Raw genomic sequence first — 19,802 nt, 5'->3', positions numbered from 1 at the left:
AGTTTTATGATATCAAAGGGAAATTTTGAGCAATTTTTAGAAGCTTTAGGAGCATTAGAATCGGGAAGACCATCAGGAGATCCACTCCAGTACAGCGCACAAAATTCAAACACAAATGCTGTAGGTAAGTACCAGTTTTCAGAAGTTTTATTTGTAGACTTAGATTACTACAATAGTGATGGTAATGATTATGATGGAATCTTTAATGGAACTTGGACAGGCAAGAATGGAGTAACTAGCTTTGAGTCTTGGAAGGCAAATCCATTTGCTCAAGAAACATCAATTCGGGAAGCATTTTTTGTCAATTATGGCTATATCAATTCTGGATTAAGTGCAAGAGGCATCAGCAATATAGAGACTTATTTATCTAACTCTGCTAATCAAGGAGTTAAAACAGTTAGATATTACAGATTAAATGCTGCTCGCACTGACTTCGAGAGAGATGTGAACGGAAACCGAATCATATATACAGAGCAAACTACTATTTCTTTATCTGGTATTCTAGGCGGGGCGCATTTACGAGGTGGTATTGCTGCGGCAGAGATACTAGCACAGTTAAATCAAAAGAGTTTAATAGATTTCACGACAAGTCAATTTAACCTCAGTTATTACAAAACCTATCTTTTTGATGAAATTAATACATCAATTTTTAGGTATTTTAATGACTTTGGTAATTATGCAGTTAACACGACAGACTTTATTCTGTCTAGCTATGGAAATCCAACAAATTATGTTCTGTATGGAACGTTAAATAACAATATTATCAATGGTGGTGCTGGTAATGACAGACTCATTGGTGGTGCTGGGATTGATACCCTATCTGGAGGTTTAGGGGATGATACTTATATTGTTGATACTACAACTGACACCATTACCGAAAATGCAGGAGCAGGTGTAGATACGGTTTCTTCTAGTGTCACTTTTAGTCTCGCTGCTTTACCAAATATCGAAAATTTGACTTTGACAGGCACAGCAGCCATTAATGGTACTGGTAATGCAGCTAATAACATTATTACAGGCAACTCTGGTAACAATATCCTTAATGGTGGTGCTGGTAATGACAGACTGATTGGTGGTGCGGGGGTTGATACTTTATCTGGAGGTTTAGGCAATGATACTTATATTGTTGATACTACGACTGACACCATCATCGAAAATGCAGGAGCAGGTGTAGATACAGTTTCTTCTAGTGTCACTTTTAGTCTCGCGGCTTTACCAAATATCGAAAATTTGACTTTGACAGGCACAGCAGCCATTAATGGTACTGGTAATGCAGCTAATAACATTATTACAGGCAACTCTGGTAACAATATCCTCAGTGGTGGTGCTGGTAATGACAGACTAGTTGGTGGTGCTGGGATTGATACTTTATCTGGAGGTTTAGGCGTAGATAGATTTGACTACCGCCAGTTAACTGATTCTCTGCTCAATAAATTTGATAGAATTACCGATTTTAATGCTAATACAGGTAATGATCTCTTTTTAGTGGCAAGTACACGTGCTGGATTTTTAAATGCTGGCTCGGTTACAAGTCTTGATATAAGTGGAATTCAAGCTAGATTAACTATGTCTAATTTTGGTTCTAACTTTGCTGCTCGATTTACTTTTGGTAGCCGGACTTTTGTAGCTATCAATGATAATATAGCTGGGTTTAATGCTAATACGGATACAGTGATTGAAGTGACAGGATTAACTGGGACTTTAGGAATTACTAACTTTACAACCGCAGTTTAGGTTAACGATGTATAATTTAGAACTTACACAAAAACCTGTCAAACTCTCATTTCTCGGTGATGTGCCAGTGAGGAAATCTAGTAACTGAATGCACTGGTGTCTCTGTGGTTAAATTTTCCGTAATCTCTGCGTAAGTCTTGTAATTGATTTAGTGGTTCGTCTCATTAATCTTGAGGGGTTCGTAGTTGCGATTTATCGCTTAAATTAAAGGCTAAAACCCAACTACAAACTTTAAAATTAATGGGACAGACCACTTCACTGAGGGGAAAAACATGAAATTGTGTGGTTATACGATCGCAGGTACTCTTGTGACAATTTTAATAGGAGCGATCGCTAGTGGATGTACAAGTTTTGCAACTTCTAATGTGCAGCCAAGCAAAAGCTTAAATCCTCACACCGCCACACATCAAGCCCAACTTCCTCAGACTAACAATTCCGTTTCCAAACTGAATCTCCAAGCAGGTATGCCATATCAACAAGCGCGAGAACAAGTGCTTCAACAAGGCTGGCAACCGGATTTGCAAGGCGATGCGCCTAATCTTCAAGATACTTCTGTGAAAGAATTATATGATTTCGGATATACAGAGGTGAAAGACTGTTCCGGGACAGGAGTTGGTGCTTGTCGATTTGAGTTTACTAACCAAGCTGGTGAATTGTTGTGGATTTCAGCCACAATAGCTGACCGTAGTAATACAGAACGAGTCGTTTGGCATTGGTCAATTGAGAAAAAATGCCAATGTTCATCAACAAACTTCACAATCTTCTCGTCCAGAGAAACCACCATTTATCGGGACTCGCTTATTTAATTTTCTAGGAGGTAGTGGCACAGGTCAATCAATTGCGATCGCAGCTGATGGCACTACTATTGTTAAGCTTCAGGGTACATTTGAAAGTTCCATTCAATACCAGGGTAAATTCTCCAATCCCCTCATCTTGCAAGATGGCAGTGGACTGGGATTACTTTTTTAAAGACGGTAAAGTTTACAGCCTCGCAGCTAATGGACAAATCGCCAAAGGTTGTAAAGGTGATGAAACAGTTTGTGAATCATCTTTAATCGCAAATACATCTGCGCCAATTAAACCAGGTTTTTATGTACTTGGCGGAACTGATCAAGGTCTAGAAGTCAAAGGAGAACAGTATCGCTATTATGATGAGGCTGGCAATCAAGAATGGAGACCAATTTCGGAATTAAATTATATTCAAGAAAATCTCATATTTGATGGACAGAATTATTGGTGTATTCCACCCAGAAGCGAAGCCGGAGTATGCACAGCAAATGGCTGGATGCCTGTAAGATAATAAATTGTATCTTTGATTAATGTAAAAATCTGATAACTATTTATGGTCAGAAAAACTCAAAGCCCTGTCAAAAAAAAAATGGCTAAAAGAAATATTTAGATTCCACGGTTCGGTGATTCCCGGAGTTTTAGAACGCTCTGTTTTTTGTGGTGCATTTGGCGTGATCATTTCTTTTCTTGACTTCAAGGAATTGCCAGTTGCTCAACCCGTATTAGGCACTGTAATTCCTAGTATTGTTTTGGGTTTATTGTTAGTTTTTCGGACTAATACAGCTTATGAGCGATTTTGGGAAGGGAGAAAACTTTGGGGTAGCACAGTTAATACTATCCGCAATTTAGCTTGGAAAATTTGGGTTGCAGTAGACGAAGTGGAATCTGACGACAGAGAACGCAAAATAGCCGCATTACGTTTATTACCAGCATTTGCGATCGCCAAAAAATTATATCTTCGGTATGAACCAGCCAGTGAAGAATTAAAACCTTGGATTTCCCCTGCTCAATATAGCAATTTGCAAAATATTCAAAACATGCCTTTAGAAATTTCTCGCTTGTTAGGAAATTACTTACAGCAAGAATATAAACGTGGTCTTTTAACAAATTATCAATTGACTAGTATTCACACTCTCATGAATAACTTGATGGATAATGTCGGTGGTTGCGAACGTATTTTAAAAACACCAATTCCCCCTGCTTATGTGATTCATCTAAATCAATTAGTATTTATTTATTGTTTAATTCTGCCATTTCAATTTGTTAAAGATTTAGGTCTATGGACAGGTTTATTTGTGGCTCTTGTCAGTTTTGCTTTGTTTGGCATTGAAGAAATTGGCGTAGAAATTGAAAATCCCTTTGGTTACGATCATAATGATTTGCCATTAGATAAAATTTGCCAAACTATCAAAAGTAATATTGAAGAATTTATTGCTTTTCAAACAATCGAAGACCAAGACAACATAGAAAAACAAATTAACTTTTCATACACTAATCCAGATATTTAACCTCACAGATTTTTAGATGGTTAATAAAGTGCGATCGCCTATAATCAAATAATTCATTTTTATGAAAATTCTTGGCATACATCATATAGCAATTATTTGTTCCGACTATGAACGCTCAAAAAAAATTTTATGTAGATATTCTAGGCTTTGCCATTATTCAAGAAACATTTCGAGCCGCCAGAAACTCTTATAAACTAGATTTACGGGTTAATGAACATACTCAGATTGAATTATTTTCTTTTCCCAATCCCCTCCAAAGATTCAGCAATCCTGAAGCTTGTGGTTTAAGACATTTAGCCTTTGCTGTTGAAAATATAGAAGCAACCGTGGCTGAATTACACTTGCACAACATAGAGACAGAAAATATTAGGGTTGATGAAATTACGGGTAAGAAATTTACCTTTTTTCAAGACCCAGATAACTTACCATTAGAAATTTATGAAGTTTAAAAATCCAATTTTTTGCTACCTATAGCAATCCTAAATGATTAACAAGTATCTCTCCCTTGTCTACCCTGTCTCCTTGCCTCTGCTGTTCACATATCTGATGTAGTAGCTAATACATCAGATATATTACCAATATCTGACTTTAGTACAGTATATCTATTGAAACTCAAGATAGATAATTGAATTATTTCTCTTAAATATCAAAATATATAGTAATTCGAGCAAACCTTAAAATAAAAAAAAATCAACAAATAAATCCTTATACAATAGAGGTAAATTAACAATCTAGGATTTGCGGATGACTCAGATTGATTCATTATCATCACAATCAAAACAGCCAGATTTTGTTATTAGCGCAGCACTAAAAACATTTCAAGGTATTCTCATTGCTGGTCTGATTTTAGGCTTGTGGGTAATAAGTATCACATTATTTTTCTTACTCAATATTTATCAAACCCCAATTCCCTTAATAGCTATAGCGATACTTTGGCAGACATTTTTATACACAGGATTATTTATTACTGCTCATGATGCTATGCACGGCGTAGTGTTTCCCCAAAATCCCAAAATTAATAATTGGATAGGTAGAATATGTGTATTTTTGTACGCACTATTTTCTTATCAAGAGCTACTCACAAAACACTGGTCACATCACCACTATCCGGCTACTAAAGATGATCCAGATTTTTATGATCATCAGCAGCAAAACTTTTTTGCCTGGTATTTTAACTTCATTAAATCTTATTGGAATTGGCGGCAACATCTGAGATTTATATTGGTATATATTTTTCTGAGATATGTCTGTAATATACCTGAAACTAATTTAATTTTATTTTGGTGTATACCATCTATTTTCAGTTCAATTCAATTATTTTATTTCGGCACCTTTCTTCCTCATAGAAGACTTGCAGAGGGATACACAAGTTTGCACTGTACACGTAGTACTCATTTACCTGTGTTTTGGTCATTTATTACTTGTTACCATTTTGGTTATCATCAAGAACATCACGAATATCCTCATATTCCTTGGTGGCAATTACCAGAGGTTTATCAGGCTGAGAAGCAGCAATAAGTTTATCAGGTATTTTAGCAACCCAACTTAGCGATTTACTCAAATACGACGGTGCGATTACCATAAACTAAAACACGGTTTTGTAAGTGTAGCCGTACCGCTCTGGCTAATACTATTCTCTCTAAATCCTTACCTTTTCTAACCAAATCTTCTACTTCATCGCGGTGGCTAACTCTCACTACATCTTGTTCTATAATTGGGCCTGCATCTAAATCTGTAGTCACATAATGAGAGGTTGCGCCAATGATTTTTACACCTCTCTCAAAAGCTCTATGATAGGGATTTGCGCCGACAAAAGCTGGTAAAAATGAGTGATGAATATTAATAATTTGAGGAAATTGAGCAATAAAATCGGCACTGACAATTTGCATATATTTTGCCAGTACAACTAAATCAATTTCGTATTTGCATAATAATTCTAATTGTTTAGCTTCTTGTTCTGGTTTGTTTTCTTTGGTAATTGGAAGGTGATGGAAATCAATACCAAATTGGTCTGCAACTACTTTTAAATGAGGATGATTGCTAATAATTAACGGAATTTCGGCAGCGAATTCTTTAGCACGGTGTCGCCAAATTAAATCATAAAGACAGTGGTCTTGGCGGCTGACCCAGATTGCGATGCGTGGTACAGTGTCAGAAAAATGGAGTTCCCATTTAGCTCCTAAAGGTTGAGCGATCGCATTAAACGCTGGGCCAATTAAATCTTTAGGTAAATTAAATCCTTCTAACTGCCATTCTATACGAGTTAGAAACAACCCCGCCGAAAAATCTGTGTGCTGATCTGCATGAATAATATTGCCACCATTGGCATAAATAAAGTTAGCAATTTTGGCAACAAGTCCTCGTTGATCAGGACAAGAAATAAGCAAGGTGGCAGTTGTATTGGACATAAAATAATTGTAGTTAAAGAAATTTAATTTCCGTCAATTCCTACTTCATACTTTTTCTAAGGTGTTGGAAGAGGAAGATTCGTGGGTAAAGGAGTTGATTTACTGTTATCAACAGTTTGTCGCCATTCTGATAACTCCCGGTTAACGGCATTAGCAAAATCTGTAGATACTAATAATACATTGATATTGCCGTTTGGTTGCGTAGGTGAGTCAGCTTGAGCATACACAAAACGATTATTAAAATCAGATTTGCCCAAAATTAACTGATGTGTTTGCTGATTTTTCAGTTTAATCTCAATGGTGGCGTTGGGTTGGGCTAAACCAAATTCTGTGAGTTGGTTAGCAGAGGTTGATATGGTGCGATCGCTTTTACCTTTAACCAACAAATCCGTTAAATAAGAAACGATCGCATCATTGGCTGAATCTGAAACTGGATATTTCAGCAACCATTTAGGTTCGCTACCCTTGGAATTGCGTTCCAACATCAGAGTGTAAGCTTTGGTTTTGACTGTCAAAGACTGCACATCATCTTCCGCAAACGCAAAAATTTGCTGCTGTTTCGCCTTGACTTCTTCTTGCTGAGTTGCGCCTCTAATTTCATGGAAATATACGAAACCACCTAAACCCAGCGCCAACAATACCAAAATTAAAGTTGTCTTTGGAATAGTCATTTGTTATTTGTCATTGGTCATTTGTCAAAAAGCAGAATGATGAAATTTCATACTTCATACTTCATACTTCATACTTCATACTTCATCGTCTTCGCCACCAAATGAAAGCGGCTGTTAAAAAGCCCAGCAAAGGTAATACCAACAAAGATGACAAGGTTAAAACATTGGCTTGTGATGTTGATAAAGTGATGCGACGATTTTTTGGTTCTTTGGGGCGAATGGAAAGAGTTTGCTGATCTTGCTGACTCAGCCAAGATACAGAGTTGAGGAATACATCACCATTTAATTGCTGTTGAAACACCCCATCGGTAGCAAAATCTGAATTTCCGAAAACTACTAAACGTGATTCTTTCGGGGTTTGTTCAGATTTCTCGGCTGTTGTGGGAGTTGGTGTTGCTTGGGTTGTGGGTGTTGTTGGTGCTGGGGTTGTCGTAGCTGTGGGCGTTGCTTGGGTTGTCGGTGTGTGGTAACGGTGTAGGTGTTGTTGGTGCTGGGGTTGTCGTAGCTGTGGGCGTTGCTTGTGCTGTCGGAGTTGGTAACGGTGTTGCTGTTGGTGTTACTGGTGATTTTCTCGTCAACGCCACGCCTAAAGTTAGTGGCCCTTTGAGGTCTTTATCAGGATTAAATTCTAATTTTTCGCTTTTAAGGTCGCTTTCCGCCCAGCTATTAGGATAGGGCTTGGTTCGCACTAAAGGCGTAGACTCAACACCAGCCACGGAGGTAGTTTCTATTGGTCTAGCCAAGCGATAAAAAGAAATACCGTTCCCAAAATCCTTAGTAATTGGGTGTTGTCCGTAGTCTGTGATGATAGGTGCTGCGGGGCCAAGTCCCACACCTGCACCGGAAACATCCACAGCTAAACGATTATCAAGACGCACACCCCACTCTTGTAATAAGGGGCTGAGTTTGGGGTCAGTATCAGGGTCAATCATCAGCAGCAAGTTACCGCCACGATTGAGATAATCTTGTAAAGCTTTGACCTCTGCGTCAAAAAAACCACGTTTAGCACCTGCAACGACTACAACCGCAGCATCAGTGGGAACTTGCAATTTATCAGCTAAGTTGAGTGGTTCAACTGTGTAACCTTTCTCGCTTAATCCTTGCACAGCCTGGGAAATACCACTTTCGCCACCAGTCAGGGGATGTTCACCATGACCTTGCACAAAGTAAGCTTTAATAACTGTGGAATTAATTAATTGTTGTAGTCGGTTAGTTAATTTAATTTCTGATAAACGTTCATTGACATTTAACGATTGTACTAATTGGCGTTTGTTACCTGATTCTAAATAAACTTCACCATATTCTTTCACCCCAAATCTCTCTGCAATTCCGGGTCGGTTTTGAGGGTCAACATATTCAAATTGAAACTTAGAACTTTGCCTTTGATAATTTTCTAATAATTCTCTATCTTGGGGATTTTGATTAGTATCAAATACCCAAATTTTGACTGTTTGTGGTAGACGGCGGACTAATTCTTGTGATTGGGGTGCAAGGGTAAATAACTGCGTTTCGGTTAAATCTTGGCGTAGTTGATAACGAACACCTAAAAAGTTAATTAACCCTAAAATTATCAACACAGCAGTAGTTGCAACAACCGCATTAGTTCCTGCTTGGGTAGAACGACTCGCCCACCAACGGCTTTGCTGACTTTGCCAAAATACCCAAAATCCAATAATGGCAATTCCGGGAATCATAAATGCTAGGGGTAATAGTCCCCAGCTACCAGATACTAACCCGGCTGTAAAACCGACCATAAATAGAAATGGCCCCAGCCAAAACAAATATTTCCAAGGTTGTTTTTTTGTGATTTTTTTCATATTTTGTCCTCTGTCATTTGTCTTGAAATGACCAACGACCAATGACTAATGACTAATTATTTATTGCCGTTGAAAACGCAGGGCATCAATTGATTGTGCTGTGAGAAAGATACCTAAAAAAAATGTAACTAGCAAATAAAAATTAAGGCGCTGGTGTCAAAAATTCCTTGAATAAAGGTGTTGAAATGTTTGAGTAATGACAAATGAGCGATCGCTTCGCCCACAGGGCCGCCTATACTTTTAGCAATTAAATCCACAAATAACAGCAACAAAACTAAAGCAAAGGTCATCACAGCAGCCAGAATCGTACTGTCTGTTAAGGAGGAAATAAACATTCCCAGTGATAAAATTGCGGCTGCCAGCAAGATTAAGCCTAAATGACCGACTAGGAGAATAACTGGCGACATGGGAGGGTTAGAAGCACCAATGGCGATCGCTTCAAATATCAACAGTGGTGCGACCATTGTAATTAAGAATGTCACCACGCCTAATAATTTGCCGACTGCTACCGCCCAATTCGTTAAGGGTGAGGTGGCTAATAACTCTAATGTGCCACGTTTGCGTTCTTCGGCGTACAGTCCCATCGACAGAATTGGCAAAATAAACAGCAATAACCAACCCATCCGGTCTAAAAATGCCCGAATAAATTCATAGGGGACATCAATTAACGGTACTGGTACACCCAATTGTTGACCTTGTAAGTCGATCGCTGCAACGGAGGGTAAAATTCCATCGGGGCCGAACAAAATGGTCACAAAAAACAACCCGGAGATAAACCAAAATACCCCGGCGATCGCATAAGCTAAGGGCGAGACAAAGTAACTCTGTAACTCTCGGCGATAAATGGCAATAATATTCGCTAGTACTATACCCATTTATGCTGCTTCTCCTTCGTTGGCGATTGAGTCTGTCTCTGGTTCAAAATGCTTTTCTTCTGTAGTCAGTTGCAAGAATACATCTTCTAAGGTGGCGCTAACTCGGCGCATTTCTTGTAACCCAAATCCAGCGCGGATTAAGGTGGCGGCGATGTCTCTTCCCGGTTCGGTTCCTGGTTGAGCAATCACTCGCAAATAAGCCCGTCCGTCTGTAGGAGTTGGTAAGATGATGACCAGGAATTGATTCTACCAGACTCACGCCTGCAACATTTTGTAATACTTGTTTGGCGAGATTTGCTTCGCCATCAATTTCTAATTCATATCCTGAGCCACCTGTCAACTGTGTCATCAGACTTTCGGGAGTATTAGTGGCGACAACTTTACCCCGGTTAATAATCGCAACACGGCTACAGGTCATACTCACTTCTGGCAAAATGTGGGTAGACAAAATGATGGTATGTGTCCCGGCTAGGCTTTTAATGAGATTGCGAACTTCGATGATTTGTCTGGGATCAAGTCCAACGGTAGGTTCATCCAAGATGATAGCTGGTGGATCATGAACGATCGCCTGAGCAATACCGACTCTTTGGCGATATCCTTTAGAAAGTTTGCGAATAATGACCTGTTGCTTATCTTCTAAATTACAGCGTGCGATCGCTGCTTTGACTTTGGTGGTGCGATCGCCTGCGGGGATTCCTTTGATTCTGGCGACGAAATGCAAAAATCCCTCCACCGTCATCTCTGGATATAACGGCGGTGTTTCTGGTAAATAACCAATGCGTTGACGCACCGCCAAAGAATTTTTATGGACATCAAACCCAGAAATTTTTGCTGTGCCGCTAGTTGCCGGTAAATAGCCTGCTAAAATTCGCATTGTAGTGGTTTTACCAGCGCCATTCGGCCCCAAAAACCCTAAAATTTCCCCTGGTTCAACCCGAAAAGTCACATCCGTAATCGCTGGGGTAGAACCGTAAGTTTTACTGAGATGTTCAACTTCAATCATTGGTCTGGTTTATGGGCGATCGTAAATTAAACAATACCCAACAATCTTAGATCATCATAGAATAGCAATTCGTTATCAATTGGTTGAAGCTGTGCTGCAGCTTGTTGTTTAGGGGAAACTGGCGTTAAAATGCTCTACCATTCCTCACTCCCCCTGTCGATTTTAATGCAACTATTCTCATCACCTCTCTTAGCAATTGAATTAATTTTAGTTCTTGTGTACTACTTTGGTGGCTTTGCTGAATATGTGATACCATTTCACGAAAAAAAATGATACAAATTTATAAGTTTTTTATTTTTTCCCCTTGCTCCCTGCCCTCTGCGACCTATTTGTATCAAACTTAAAGCGAAACGGTATAAGGTGCGGAAGGTGGGTTCACCTATTCTCCACAGAAAATCCTTGTGCGTAAGTCCTATTAGTAAAAACTCATAGGGGCGCAATATGTATATATTGCGCCCATATAAATTGCCTTAGCAATCAAAACATTCAAAAGTGGCAGTTTTAACGCAGGCTGGTCAGTGGGATACCTAACCACCCTGCAAAATTTTCTTTTTGTTTGGTGTTAGGATTGTTGACTGGAACTACTTGATATTTACTTGGACGTGGTGCAGCCAGAGTCACAGAACAGGTACGCAGTTCATCTTGATGGAAAACTGTTACTTGAATTACGTCGTTTGCTTGGTAATCTTTTAAGCGATCGCTCAGTTGATGAGAGGTAACACGGATACCAGCGATCGCTAGTAACTCATCACCCGCATCAATTCCTGCCAATTGTGCAGGTGAACCAAATTCCACAAACTTGACAATCTCTCTACCATTTTCGGTATTTAACCTCAACCCCAAGTAAGGTTCTTCTTCTTTATCGGCAATCACCTGTAAACCAAAAGGCTCTAGGTATTGATTAAACGGCAACTCATCCGTGCCATTGATAAAGCGATTAAAGAAGTCTGTCAAATCCATCTCTGCAACAGATTCAATTACTTCCTGCAATTCTTCGGGTGTATAACCAATTTCTGATTTACCAAATTTGCGCCACATCAACCGCATCACATCATCCAAAGAACGCTGATTTGCCGATCGCTCTCTAATCAGCAAATCTAGTAATAAAGAAACCATTTCTCCTTTCAAATAGTAAGAAACTTGGGAATTATTGCTATTAGCGTCTGGGCGATAAAGTTTAATCCAGGCATCAAAACTGGACTCAGCCAGTGATTGCACCTTACGCCCTGGGGTAGTTAAAAATCTGGAAATTTCTTTACTCCAATTATGAAAATATGATTTGGCATCATAAATTCCTGCCCGCAAAGGAATCAGCAAATCATAGTAACTGGTTGTTCCTTCACAGAACCACAAAGACGAAGTGTAATTTTCCCGGTCGTAATCAAAAACCTCTAAAGCTTTTGGGCGAATGCGTTTCACATTCCACAAGTGAAAGAACTCGTGCGCCACTAATTGAATGAAGCGATCGTATTTATCTGGTGAATTAAAACCAAAACGCTGATAAATCAAAGAGCAACAGTTTTTATGTTCCAAACCACCATAGGCTTGAGCAAACAAATGCAGTAAAAACACATATCTATCGTAAGGCAAACCGCCAAACATCTGTGCTTCTACATGAATGATTTTTTGAATATCAGCAATTACTTGCTGTGCTTGGTAATTGCCCTGTCCCCAAATAGCCAGTTCGTGAGGTTTTCCCAATACCTCAAATTGGTATAACTCGTGATAGCCAATTTCAAAGGGACTATCGACAAGAGTATCAAAATCGACTGCGTAAAAAGTGGATGACTGTCCATCAACTGAAGGCAAGGCAGTCGTCACTCGCCATTCGGGATGCGGCGGTACAATCGTCACTTGAATGGGCAACGTTTCATAGCCCCGGACTCTAAAAAACAGAGCTGCACCGTTAAAATAACCGTGGGTACCATCCAAATGGTTTGTCCGTACCGATAGCTCATTGGCAAATATGCGGTAACGTACCGTTAATTCCGAAATACCGTTTGTGTTGATCTGCCAGTGGTTTTTGCTGATTTTACGCCAAGGTAAAGGTTGCTCCCCAGCAAAAGCGGCAAAATCTTGCAGATTCTTGGCGTATTCCCGCACTAGGTAAGAACCTGGTGTCCAGACGGGCATTTTCAAATCTAGGGTTGGGGATGAGTGATTAACCAGCTGCAAGCTCACTTCAAACAGATGGGTTTCTGGTTGGGGCATTGCTACCAGGTAATGAATCGTCGGTACGGTTTCCTTAACGCCAATTTCGAGACGAGGTGCTGTTGCTTCAGTCATTTGTAGTAGTAGACAGGAGTGATAAGTTATGAGTTTATAGTTATTAGTCAATAATTAATAGTCAATAGAGGGACTTTGTAAAGAACTAGGAATCAAGGAGTGTGAAAGCAAGTTTTGAAAAAATTTACAATTAATTAATATTTTATCGTTGAGATCAAAGCTTCCGGTCTTTTTATCCATAATTAATTAATTTTTCCTACCAAGCATGTGTTTCCAGCATTTTTGATGCTTGGGTGCTTTTCATCAAAAGTAGTTAGTAGAGCTGATTTCAAAGCTGGTCACTCAACTTTTCATGCTCACCAATATCACCAAAATTTATATCTGTGGCCTCTGCCGTTTCTTTTTTTTTCAAGACTTCCTAACACAAGCATCAGCCGTTAGTCCCAAAGTTCCTCAGTCTCGGACTTGGATAGCTAATATACATCAGTTTTCGTAGCAGCTGAATTTCTTTTAACCCACGATTATACCAAATTGAAGAATGATTGCGACAAATGGATTGGCCAAAAGCTTATCAGTAAACACTTTCTCAATCCAAAATCCGTCTTGAAAAGTTTGCTCAAGTCAGGTAACCTGCCCAACGCACTGGCTCAACTTTTCGCAAAATCCAAAATGGTATTAGACTTTCCCTGCCAAATTCATCAGTTGCTTGAAGTTAACCAAGTAAATGATGTTATTAGCATTATCAATTGTGATCCATCCTTTTTCATGTAGTTTTTCCATGATTTTGGTGGTTTCTTCAACTCCGATTTCTGTCACTTCCGCCAAATCTTTAAAGGGAATATTAAAAATTTCTTTACCCCGTTCTGAGTCTTGTCCATAACTTTCACCCAAACTGACTAAGGTGTGAGCCAGTTTGACTGCTGGTGGTGAAGAGCGAATTTGTAACCGTTGGTTAAATTGTCTGATTCTTCGCACCATCAGTTGCAGCATCCGATGGTGTAATTGTGGATCTTTAAACAAGATTTGAATAAAACGCTCTCTAGAAATACTCAGTAATTTTACAAGGTGAAAGGGCAATTACATCAGTAGAACGTGGAGATTCATCTAAAATTGCCATTTCGCCAAAAAAATCACCCCGACCTAAAATCGCTATGGCCACAGAATCTTCACCAGAGGTACGGCGGACTTTTACCCATCCAGATACCACAAAGTAAACGGCGTTACCCCAAGCATCTTCCATCAATACGGCTCGTCCTACGGGATATTCGTGATCAACGGCAACATTGAGCAGCCATTCTAAAGTTTGTGGGTTGGCTGTACTCAGCAAGGGGAAAAGTTCACTAAAAACCTCAGTCTGCATGAAATATCTGTAAAAAATAAATTCAATAATGGAAAATTTAGTTGACTGCTATAAGTTTTAAACCCGCTACCATAGTATTAATACATATTTTACATGTAAGAATTAATACTAAAAACTATGGCTTTTCGGTCTAATGTTCCCTTACAACATAGCAATTATGTCAGGGATCGAAATCAGAGGTTTTACTGACAGAATTGTGATTTATTATTTGCTCATTGAATCGCTATTTGCTGTGAGTATTTTGACTTGTTGGTCTAAATTTTCCACAATATGATTTAAATTATCTAAAGCATCTGCTTGCTCTGATGTCAGGCTAGAGTTAAGTATTAGCCGTTGATGCAGTTCTTGTAATTTATAGCTCAGTTGTTGAGAAATACCCAAAACATCACGGCTGAGACGAGCTAAATGTTGTTGTTGATAAAACTTTAAGGCGGCTCCTCGCAATACCTGTAGTGTGGCTTCTTCACCATAAATGCCTGGCATGACTCGCAGGCGTAATAACAAACGGTTTTGTTGATATAAACATTCTTTTTCTATTTGTTTTGGTTCTGTAATTGTGGCTACAGGTAAACCAGCAAATCGCTTTAATTCATTCAGTACGCCTTGAAAAACTGACAGAGGTAAATTATCTAGCACCGACTGTACAACACCATTATCACTCCAGAGTATCCTACCTTGGTAGGGTTGTCTTTCTAAATACAAGCGACCAATGCCACCACCCAAAACTCGACCGAGTAATTCTTCTAGTAGTTTCTTGGGTGGGAGTAGTGCCAGCACTTCCACAGGAGTGGATAGTTCTGGGGTAGGCACTGGCAGGATGGTTAAATTATTTGCCAGTGTAGCCTCTGTGATTTCTTGTTTGAGCTTTTGGGCTAAAGCTGAAAGGTTGGGTTCTGGCAGTGAAGGAAATTCTGTTAAGTTGCTAGGATTTTTGGGAGTTTCCATATTTGCCACCATTGATTTTGGTGGTTGCTGTTGAGATGATTTGAAATCAACGTGATTGAGGGCTGGGATATTGGAGCTAAACGTATTTTTATAGTTGAGGTAGGCTGAGAGAATGTGGCGGTGGCTGTCGCTGGCAATTTCTTGAGCCACCATTGTGCAGTTGATATAAGCTAGGATGCGATTTACGTAATCAAGGGCGCTACTGTCTTGCGGATGCACCATCCCTAGGAGTAATTTGTTACCTTCTAATCGAAAGGGCAGAATTTGGTGATACAAGCAAGCTTCAAAGGACAAGAGATGATCAATTAGCTGAAATATTTGTTGGCGATCGCTTTCTTGCTCTAAGCTGATCGGTATATTCGATAGTACCTGCTGCTCATTGGCTTCGGTATCATTTGATTTGTCCTCTGAAGACAACATAGGTTTAATTATTTACAGTTTCCTTATATTTTATTTTGCTCTAAGCTAGTTGGCAGTAAATAAAGATACTTTATTATCTTGGTAAAAATTAAATTAATCTCAGTAAGATAATGCTGGGTTTGATAGGTATAAATTTTTCTGTACTAGTTAGTCTTTGTTGATGTCAGGGAGCAGGGGAAGGGCATTCCGCAAAGTACCCGATGAATTCATGGGTAGGAATTGCGGCAGCTGCTTATGCTCCTGATTCTTCAGTTCTCAAGGATTGGGCGGTGAGATAAATTTTTGTCCATTCTCCCATTGCCTGATGAGTCTTCAGACCTAACTGTTGGGCGATCGCTTCTAGGGAATGACCGATTTTGCGTAAATCTAGCACTTTCTGACCCAATGGCGTTAATTTTTGATAAAGTTGCTGCCATTGCCTAGGGGTGAGTCCCAAATTATGTTCTTCCAAGGAAATTGATAGCCAGCTATTGACAAGTTCTGGTTTCCCTTTGAGGGCAAAAACCCGGACTGCATGGTAACTGATTTTTTCCCGCAGACGGTAGATTTCTCGAATGGGTTTTTGCAGTTGTTTGGCAATTTCGTCTTGAGATTTGCCTTGGAGATACAGCCGCAACCAATCTACTGCATCTTGTCCGAGATTTTCTTGTAAGTAGTCAGCAAATTCTGTTTGCACGGACTGACGCAGTGCTTGTTGTTCTTCTAGTTGTTGTGATTCTTGATATTCAGCGATCGCTTGGGTATCTACCAAGTTGACGCGATTATCACTGTCATCGGTGAGAATTTCTTCGGAAACCAGTCTCACCATATCGCTACCTGGTACTTGCGTTAAGCCACCACGCTGAGTCCGACGCAAGTAATTAACAAATCTGTAAACCAGTAGTGGTTGATTGCGGACTGGCCGCAAAGCATATTCTTCAATGCTGGCAAACAGTAATGTATCTTGCAATCGTCTGTCGGTAGTAAATTCGGCAATGCAGGCCATTTGTTGCTGCATATAGGTATCACTTTGCAGCAGTTCTTGGATCACTTCTTGTAAGACATCTATAACACTGCGCTGGCGATCACGGCTGAGTGCTACCCAAGTTTGAATTTTATGGCGTAAGCTGACTAAACTCCCCAAACGAGTAATTAAGTTACGATAAGCTCGGTCTCTACCAAGACCCAAGTAACGTTGATGTAAAATTTTCCAGCGATATTCCATTGCTTGTTTAGCAATTTCTAGTTGTTTGGGGTCTAATAGTTCAAATCTGTTTAAGTCTTTGCCTAAAAGCCACAAAACAATACTCTCCCTAACAGATACACTTTGTTCTGGAATTTCTACAGCTAGGCGTTTATGCCAATACTGTGCTAGTTTGTCTGCATCTGTTGTCATAGTGAGATTGTTTTCCTCAAAACCTTGCCGTAAAGTTTGCATCACAACCCCCGTTGATCGTCACTCACTCTTAACATCTTGGCTGGCAGTTGTCCATGAATCGGTCGCTTTCATGAAGACATTTCAGCGATTCTATTCTTATTTACGTTTTTATTCCCAAACTTTATGCAGAAGTTTTCAGATTAAATTTTGATTTTTATTCTCTGCATAATAAAAAATTTTTGTAGTTAGCAATTTTTTCATCTTTCATAATTTTCAATTTTTGTCAACTTATCATCAAAATACCTAAAAAGCTGACTAATCCTCAATCAATCTGATCAGGACAAACTAGGATTAAAGTGCTTCAGTTAGTAAAAATGAGAAAGTCTACACTGCTGCTCAAGAACTAGTGAGATTTACCCACATTCCAGACGTTATCTTGAGTAGATAAGTTTCACGTCATTGAGTATTTGTTTAGTGTTTGAGGAAATATGTAATTTTTCTTATCAATTTTTACTGGCTTGCCTATGGCGATCATATCTAAAAGCCATAGTTTACAGTTAACTCCTTAGTTTTATTCGGTATGGGGAATTTGTGTGAGAGATTGCCGCGATCGCTAACACTACAATTTTCTTAAAATCTCATGCTGTTGGTAACGAAATTTTTTTTAATTATATGCAAATTTGACAACCAGTCCTATAAGTAATTTGTTTCTCTTAAGAGTTACTTGTGCAGGAGAGTAATACTTGTGACAAATGGAATTAAATTGAAATAGCATACCTAGCAAAAAGTCAATAGTCTAGTCGCAATTATTAATCATTGATTAGCAATTGGACTGGGGACTTTTGACTTTAGCTGTGGGATGAATCTGCTAATAAATCTAACTTTATCTGCCGTTACCAGACCTGATGATAGGGTTTTCCACAGAGTCACGATACTGCTGTACTTCTGTGGTGTAAGCAATTGGTAAAACAGCTTCAACGTTTTCATGGGGACGAGGGATAATTACCCAAGATTCTAATGTACCTCCATAAACATTTTCTGCTGCTTCCACACCAGCAGCCATCGCGGTTTTCACTTCCGAAACATCTCCCCGAATATTTACCGTAAAACGTGCGCTACCAACTCGGATATAACCAACGAGGGTAACTCGGCCAGCTTTTACCATTGCGTCTGCTGCGGCTAACACAGCAGGAAAACCCTTAGTTTCCAGCGAACCAACTGCCTGTAGTGACATTCTTCATCTCCTGATATAAATAAACGTATGTATCGCTGCAAAATTAATTGTAGGCAGCTTTGTTACAAATTTTAATGGCGAAACTGTTTAGAAGATCCGGAAAGGCTCAGATTTCTGGGTGAAGTGGATGGGCAGAACTGTTTCCACATTTTCTGGGGGATTAGGAACTATATAATGGGTGATTACTGTTTCAGCCTTTACCTGCTCTCCAGCATTTATACCTTGTTCAACAGCTCTGTTGACTTCAGCAACTTGTCCTCGGACAGCAACAACAAAGCGACCACTTTCCGCTAGTCCATAATACACCAGCGTGACTGCGGCAGATTTCACCATTGCATCTGCTGCGGCTAACACAGATGGAAAACCTAAAGTTTCAATTACGCCAACAGCCATTGGCATGGCATTAGCTCCTGAGTCAATAAAAATAGAGTGATCTTTATTTTACGCGGGTTTGGCTCCAATGGTGACATTCATGACTGTTTTTTTCAGTACACTGAGTCATCGGCTGACAAATCAGCACGATTTTGGTAATGGGGTGTTGTAAACTATAACTTATGTTTCCCAGCTTTTTACCAGCCGCAGTTAGGCAATTAACTGAACCAAACTCGATCGCACTAGCTTGTAGTATGCAAAGTCAAGCGATCGCCACTCCTTTATCTACTCAACCAATCACCACCACTTATGTAAAACAAGGCAGTGGTGGCACACCAATTTTACTCATCCACGGTTTTGATAGTTCTGTATTAGAATTTCGCCGACTACTACCACTACTGGCAGAAAATAATCAAACTTGGGCAGTGGATTTACTCGGTTTTGGCTTTACCGACAGACTCCAAAACATAGCATTTAGTCCGGTTGCCATTAAAACCCATCTATATTATTTCTGGAAAACCTTAATTAAGGAGCCTGTAATTTTGGTGGGTGCATCGATGGGAGGTGCAGCCGCCATTGACTTTACTCTCACCTATCCAGAAGTCGTCAAAAAACTGGTGTTAATTGATAGTGCTGGCTTAAAAGCAGGTTCACCTTTAGCAAAATTCATGTTTCCACCCTTAGATAATTGGGCGACACAATTTTTGCGTAGTCCCAAAGTCCGCGATCGCATTTCTCGCACTGCCTATAAAAATCCCAGCCTAGTGACTCTAGATGCTACCTGTTGTGGTGGACTGCATCTAGAAATGCCGAGTTGGCATCTAGCTTTGATTGCTTTTACCAAAAGTGGTGGTTACAGTGCTTTTAGATTTAAGCAACTAGGACAAATTCTGCAACCCACATTAATTCTCTGGGGCGACTCAGATAAAATCTTAGGCACTACAGATGCGAAAAGATTCAAACGTGCCATTCCCAACAGTAAACTCATTTGGATTCAAGACTCTGGTCATATCCCCCATTTAGAACAATCACAAGTTACCGCCCAGCATATTCTCGAATTTCGAGATGAATCATAAAAAGTAA

The 19,802-nt window shown here is 39.5% G+C and carries 13 protein-coding genes and 5 pseudogenes; 7 read left to right on the top strand and 11 right to left on the bottom strand.

Going from position 1 to position 19,802, the window contains the following annotated elements; translation table 11 throughout:
- Positions 1-6: 6 nt before the first annotated feature.
- From ACX27_RS02605 to crtW, 6 genes and pseudogenes are all read left to right on the top strand, one after another.
- On the top strand, positions 7-1,734 hold the full coding sequence (locus tag ACX27_RS02605; protein ID WP_062288019.1) for a calcium-binding protein: 1,728 nt from the start codon (positions 7-9) through the stop codon (positions 1,732-1,734).
- A gap of 272 nt (positions 1,735-2,006) precedes the next feature.
- On the top strand, positions 2,007-2,540 hold the full coding sequence (locus ACX27_RS33265; RefSeq protein ID WP_062288014.1) for a hypothetical protein: 534 nt from the start codon (positions 2,007-2,009) through the stop codon (positions 2,538-2,540).
- Positions 2,541-2,674: 134 nt separating this feature from the next.
- Positions 2,675-3,034 carry a hypothetical protein gene (locus ACX27_RS33260; RefSeq protein ID WP_062288012.1) on the top strand — a complete coding sequence of 120 codons (360 nt, stop codon included), beginning with the start codon at positions 2,675-2,677 and terminating at the stop codon, positions 3,032-3,034.
- Between the two features lie 64 nt (positions 3,035-3,098).
- A complete protein-coding gene (locus ACX27_RS02590; RefSeq protein WP_083468649.1) occupies positions 3,099-4,031 on the top strand; it encodes a bestrophin family protein in 933 nt (310 codons plus the stop codon).
- 61 nt (positions 4,032-4,092) lie between these two features.
- Positions 4,093-4,480 (top strand): annotated as a pseudogene (gene gloA2 / locus ACX27_RS02585) (SMU1112c/YaeR family gloxylase I-like metalloprotein).
- Positions 4,481-4,775: 295 nt separating this feature from the next.
- Positions 4,776-5,549, top strand: coding sequence for a beta-carotene ketolase CrtW (crtW, locus tag ACX27_RS02580; protein WP_062288008.1), 774 nt, complete (start codon positions 4,776-4,778; stop codon positions 5,547-5,549).
- A 35-nt stretch (positions 5,550-5,584) separates the two neighbouring features.
- Here crtW and purU read toward each other — a convergent pair whose 3' ends face one another.
- The 11 genes and pseudogenes from purU to ACX27_RS02525 form a co-directional block, all read right to left on the bottom strand.
- Positions 5,585-6,439 carry a formyltetrahydrofolate deformylase gene (gene purU / locus ACX27_RS02575; protein WP_062288005.1) on the bottom strand — a complete coding sequence of 285 codons (855 nt, stop codon included), beginning with the start codon at positions 6,437-6,439 and terminating at the stop codon, positions 5,585-5,587.
- Between the two features lie 56 nt (positions 6,440-6,495).
- Positions 6,496-7,110, bottom strand: coding sequence for a DUF4340 domain-containing protein (locus ACX27_RS02570; RefSeq protein WP_062288002.1), 615 nt, complete (start codon positions 7,108-7,110; stop codon positions 6,496-6,498).
- Between the two features lie 82 nt (positions 7,111-7,192).
- Positions 7,193-8,927: pseudogene (locus ACX27_RS02565) on the bottom strand (GldG family protein).
- Between the two features lie 60 nt (positions 8,928-8,987).
- Positions 8,988-9,802, bottom strand: a pseudogene (locus tag ACX27_RS02560) (ABC transporter permease).
- A pseudogene (locus ACX27_RS02555) lies at positions 9,803-10,805 on the bottom strand (ABC transporter ATP-binding protein). It lies immediately after the preceding pseudogene.
- Positions 10,806-11,306: 501 nt separating this feature from the next.
- Positions 11,307-13,091 (bottom strand): M61 family metallopeptidase, encoded by a 1,785-nt coding sequence (locus ACX27_RS02550; RefSeq protein ID WP_062288000.1) that lies wholly within the window; start codon positions 13,089-13,091, stop codon positions 11,307-11,309.
- Positions 13,092-13,706: 615 nt separating this feature from the next.
- A pseudogene (locus ACX27_RS02545) lies at positions 13,707-14,391 on the bottom strand (Crp/Fnr family transcriptional regulator).
- A gap of 204 nt (positions 14,392-14,595) precedes the next feature.
- Positions 14,596-15,756, bottom strand: a complete 1,161-nt coding sequence (locus ACX27_RS02540) for a GspE/PulE/PilB domain-containing protein (RefSeq protein WP_062287996.1) — start codon at positions 15,754-15,756, stop codon at positions 14,596-14,598.
- Positions 15,757-15,988: 232 nt separating this feature from the next.
- Complete coding sequence (locus ACX27_RS02535) at positions 15,989-17,173, bottom strand: HetZ-related protein 2 (protein WP_062287993.1); 1,185 nt, start codon at positions 17,171-17,173, stop codon at positions 15,989-15,991.
- 823 nt (positions 17,174-17,996) lie between these two features.
- A complete protein-coding gene (locus ACX27_RS02530; protein ID WP_062287990.1) occupies positions 17,997-18,347 on the bottom strand; it encodes a carbon dioxide-concentrating mechanism protein CcmK in 351 nt (116 codons plus the stop codon).
- 87 nt (positions 18,348-18,434) lie between these two features.
- Positions 18,435-18,746, bottom strand: a complete 312-nt coding sequence (locus ACX27_RS02525; protein WP_062287987.1) for a carbon dioxide-concentrating mechanism protein CcmK — start codon at positions 18,744-18,746, stop codon at positions 18,435-18,437.
- 155 nt (positions 18,747-18,901) lie between these two features.
- Between ACX27_RS02525 and ACX27_RS02520 the strand changes: the two genes are divergently transcribed.
- Positions 18,902-19,795: an alpha/beta fold hydrolase gene (locus ACX27_RS02520; RefSeq protein WP_062287984.1), complete on the top strand. Its 894-nt coding sequence runs from the start codon at positions 18,902-18,904 to the stop codon at positions 19,793-19,795.
- The last annotated feature ends 7 nt before the right edge of the window (positions 19,796-19,802 follow it).

The organism is Nostoc piscinale CENA21, assembly GCF_001298445.1.
GTDB classification, from domain to species: Bacteria; Cyanobacteriota; Cyanobacteriia; order Cyanobacteriales; family Nostocaceae; genus Nostoc_B; species Nostoc_B piscinale_A.
This window is presented reverse-complemented; position numbering and strand designations above follow the sequence as displayed.

Bases quoted from the DNA above. Each gene is read 5' to 3' on its own strand.
- ACX27_RS02535 (WP_062287993.1), bottom strand. From the start codon at position 17,173: ATGCAAACTTTACGGCAAGGTTTTGAGGAAAACAATCTCACTATGACA.
- ACX27_RS02605 (WP_062288019.1), top strand. From the start codon at position 7: ATGATATCAAAGGGAAATTTTGAGCAATTTTTAGAAGCTTTAGGAGCA.
- ACX27_RS33265 (WP_062288014.1), top strand. From the start codon at position 2,007: ATGAAATTGTGTGGTTATACGATCGCAGGTACTCTTGTGACAATTTTA.
- ACX27_RS02530 (WP_062287990.1), bottom strand. From the start codon at position 18,347: ATGTCACTACAGGCAGTTGGTTCGCTGGAAACTAAGGGTTTTCCTGCT.
- ACX27_RS02520 (WP_062287984.1), top strand. From the start codon at position 18,902: ATGTTTCCCAGCTTTTTACCAGCCGCAGTTAGGCAATTAACTGAACCA.
- ACX27_RS02550 (WP_062288000.1), bottom strand. From the start codon at position 13,091: ATGACTGAAGCAACAGCACCTCGTCTCGAAATTGGCGTTAAGGAAACC.
- ACX27_RS02570 (WP_062288002.1), bottom strand. From the start codon at position 7,110: ATGACTATTCCAAAGACAACTTTAATTTTGGTATTGTTGGCGCTGGGT.
- ACX27_RS33260 (WP_062288012.1), top strand. From the start codon at position 2,675: ATGGCAGTGGACTGGGATTACTTTTTTAAAGACGGTAAAGTTTACAGC.
- crtW (WP_062288008.1), top strand. From the start codon at position 4,776: ATGACTCAGATTGATTCATTATCATCACAATCAAAACAGCCAGATTTT.
- purU (WP_062288005.1), bottom strand. From the start codon at position 6,439: ATGTCCAATACAACTGCCACCTTGCTTATTTCTTGTCCTGATCAACGA.
- ACX27_RS02525 (WP_062287987.1), bottom strand. From the start codon at position 18,746: ATGCCAATGGCTGTTGGCGTAATTGAAACTTTAGGTTTTCCATCTGTG.
- ACX27_RS02540 (WP_062287996.1), bottom strand. From the start codon at position 15,756: ATGTTGTCTTCAGAGGACAAATCAAATGATACCGAAGCCAATGAGCAG.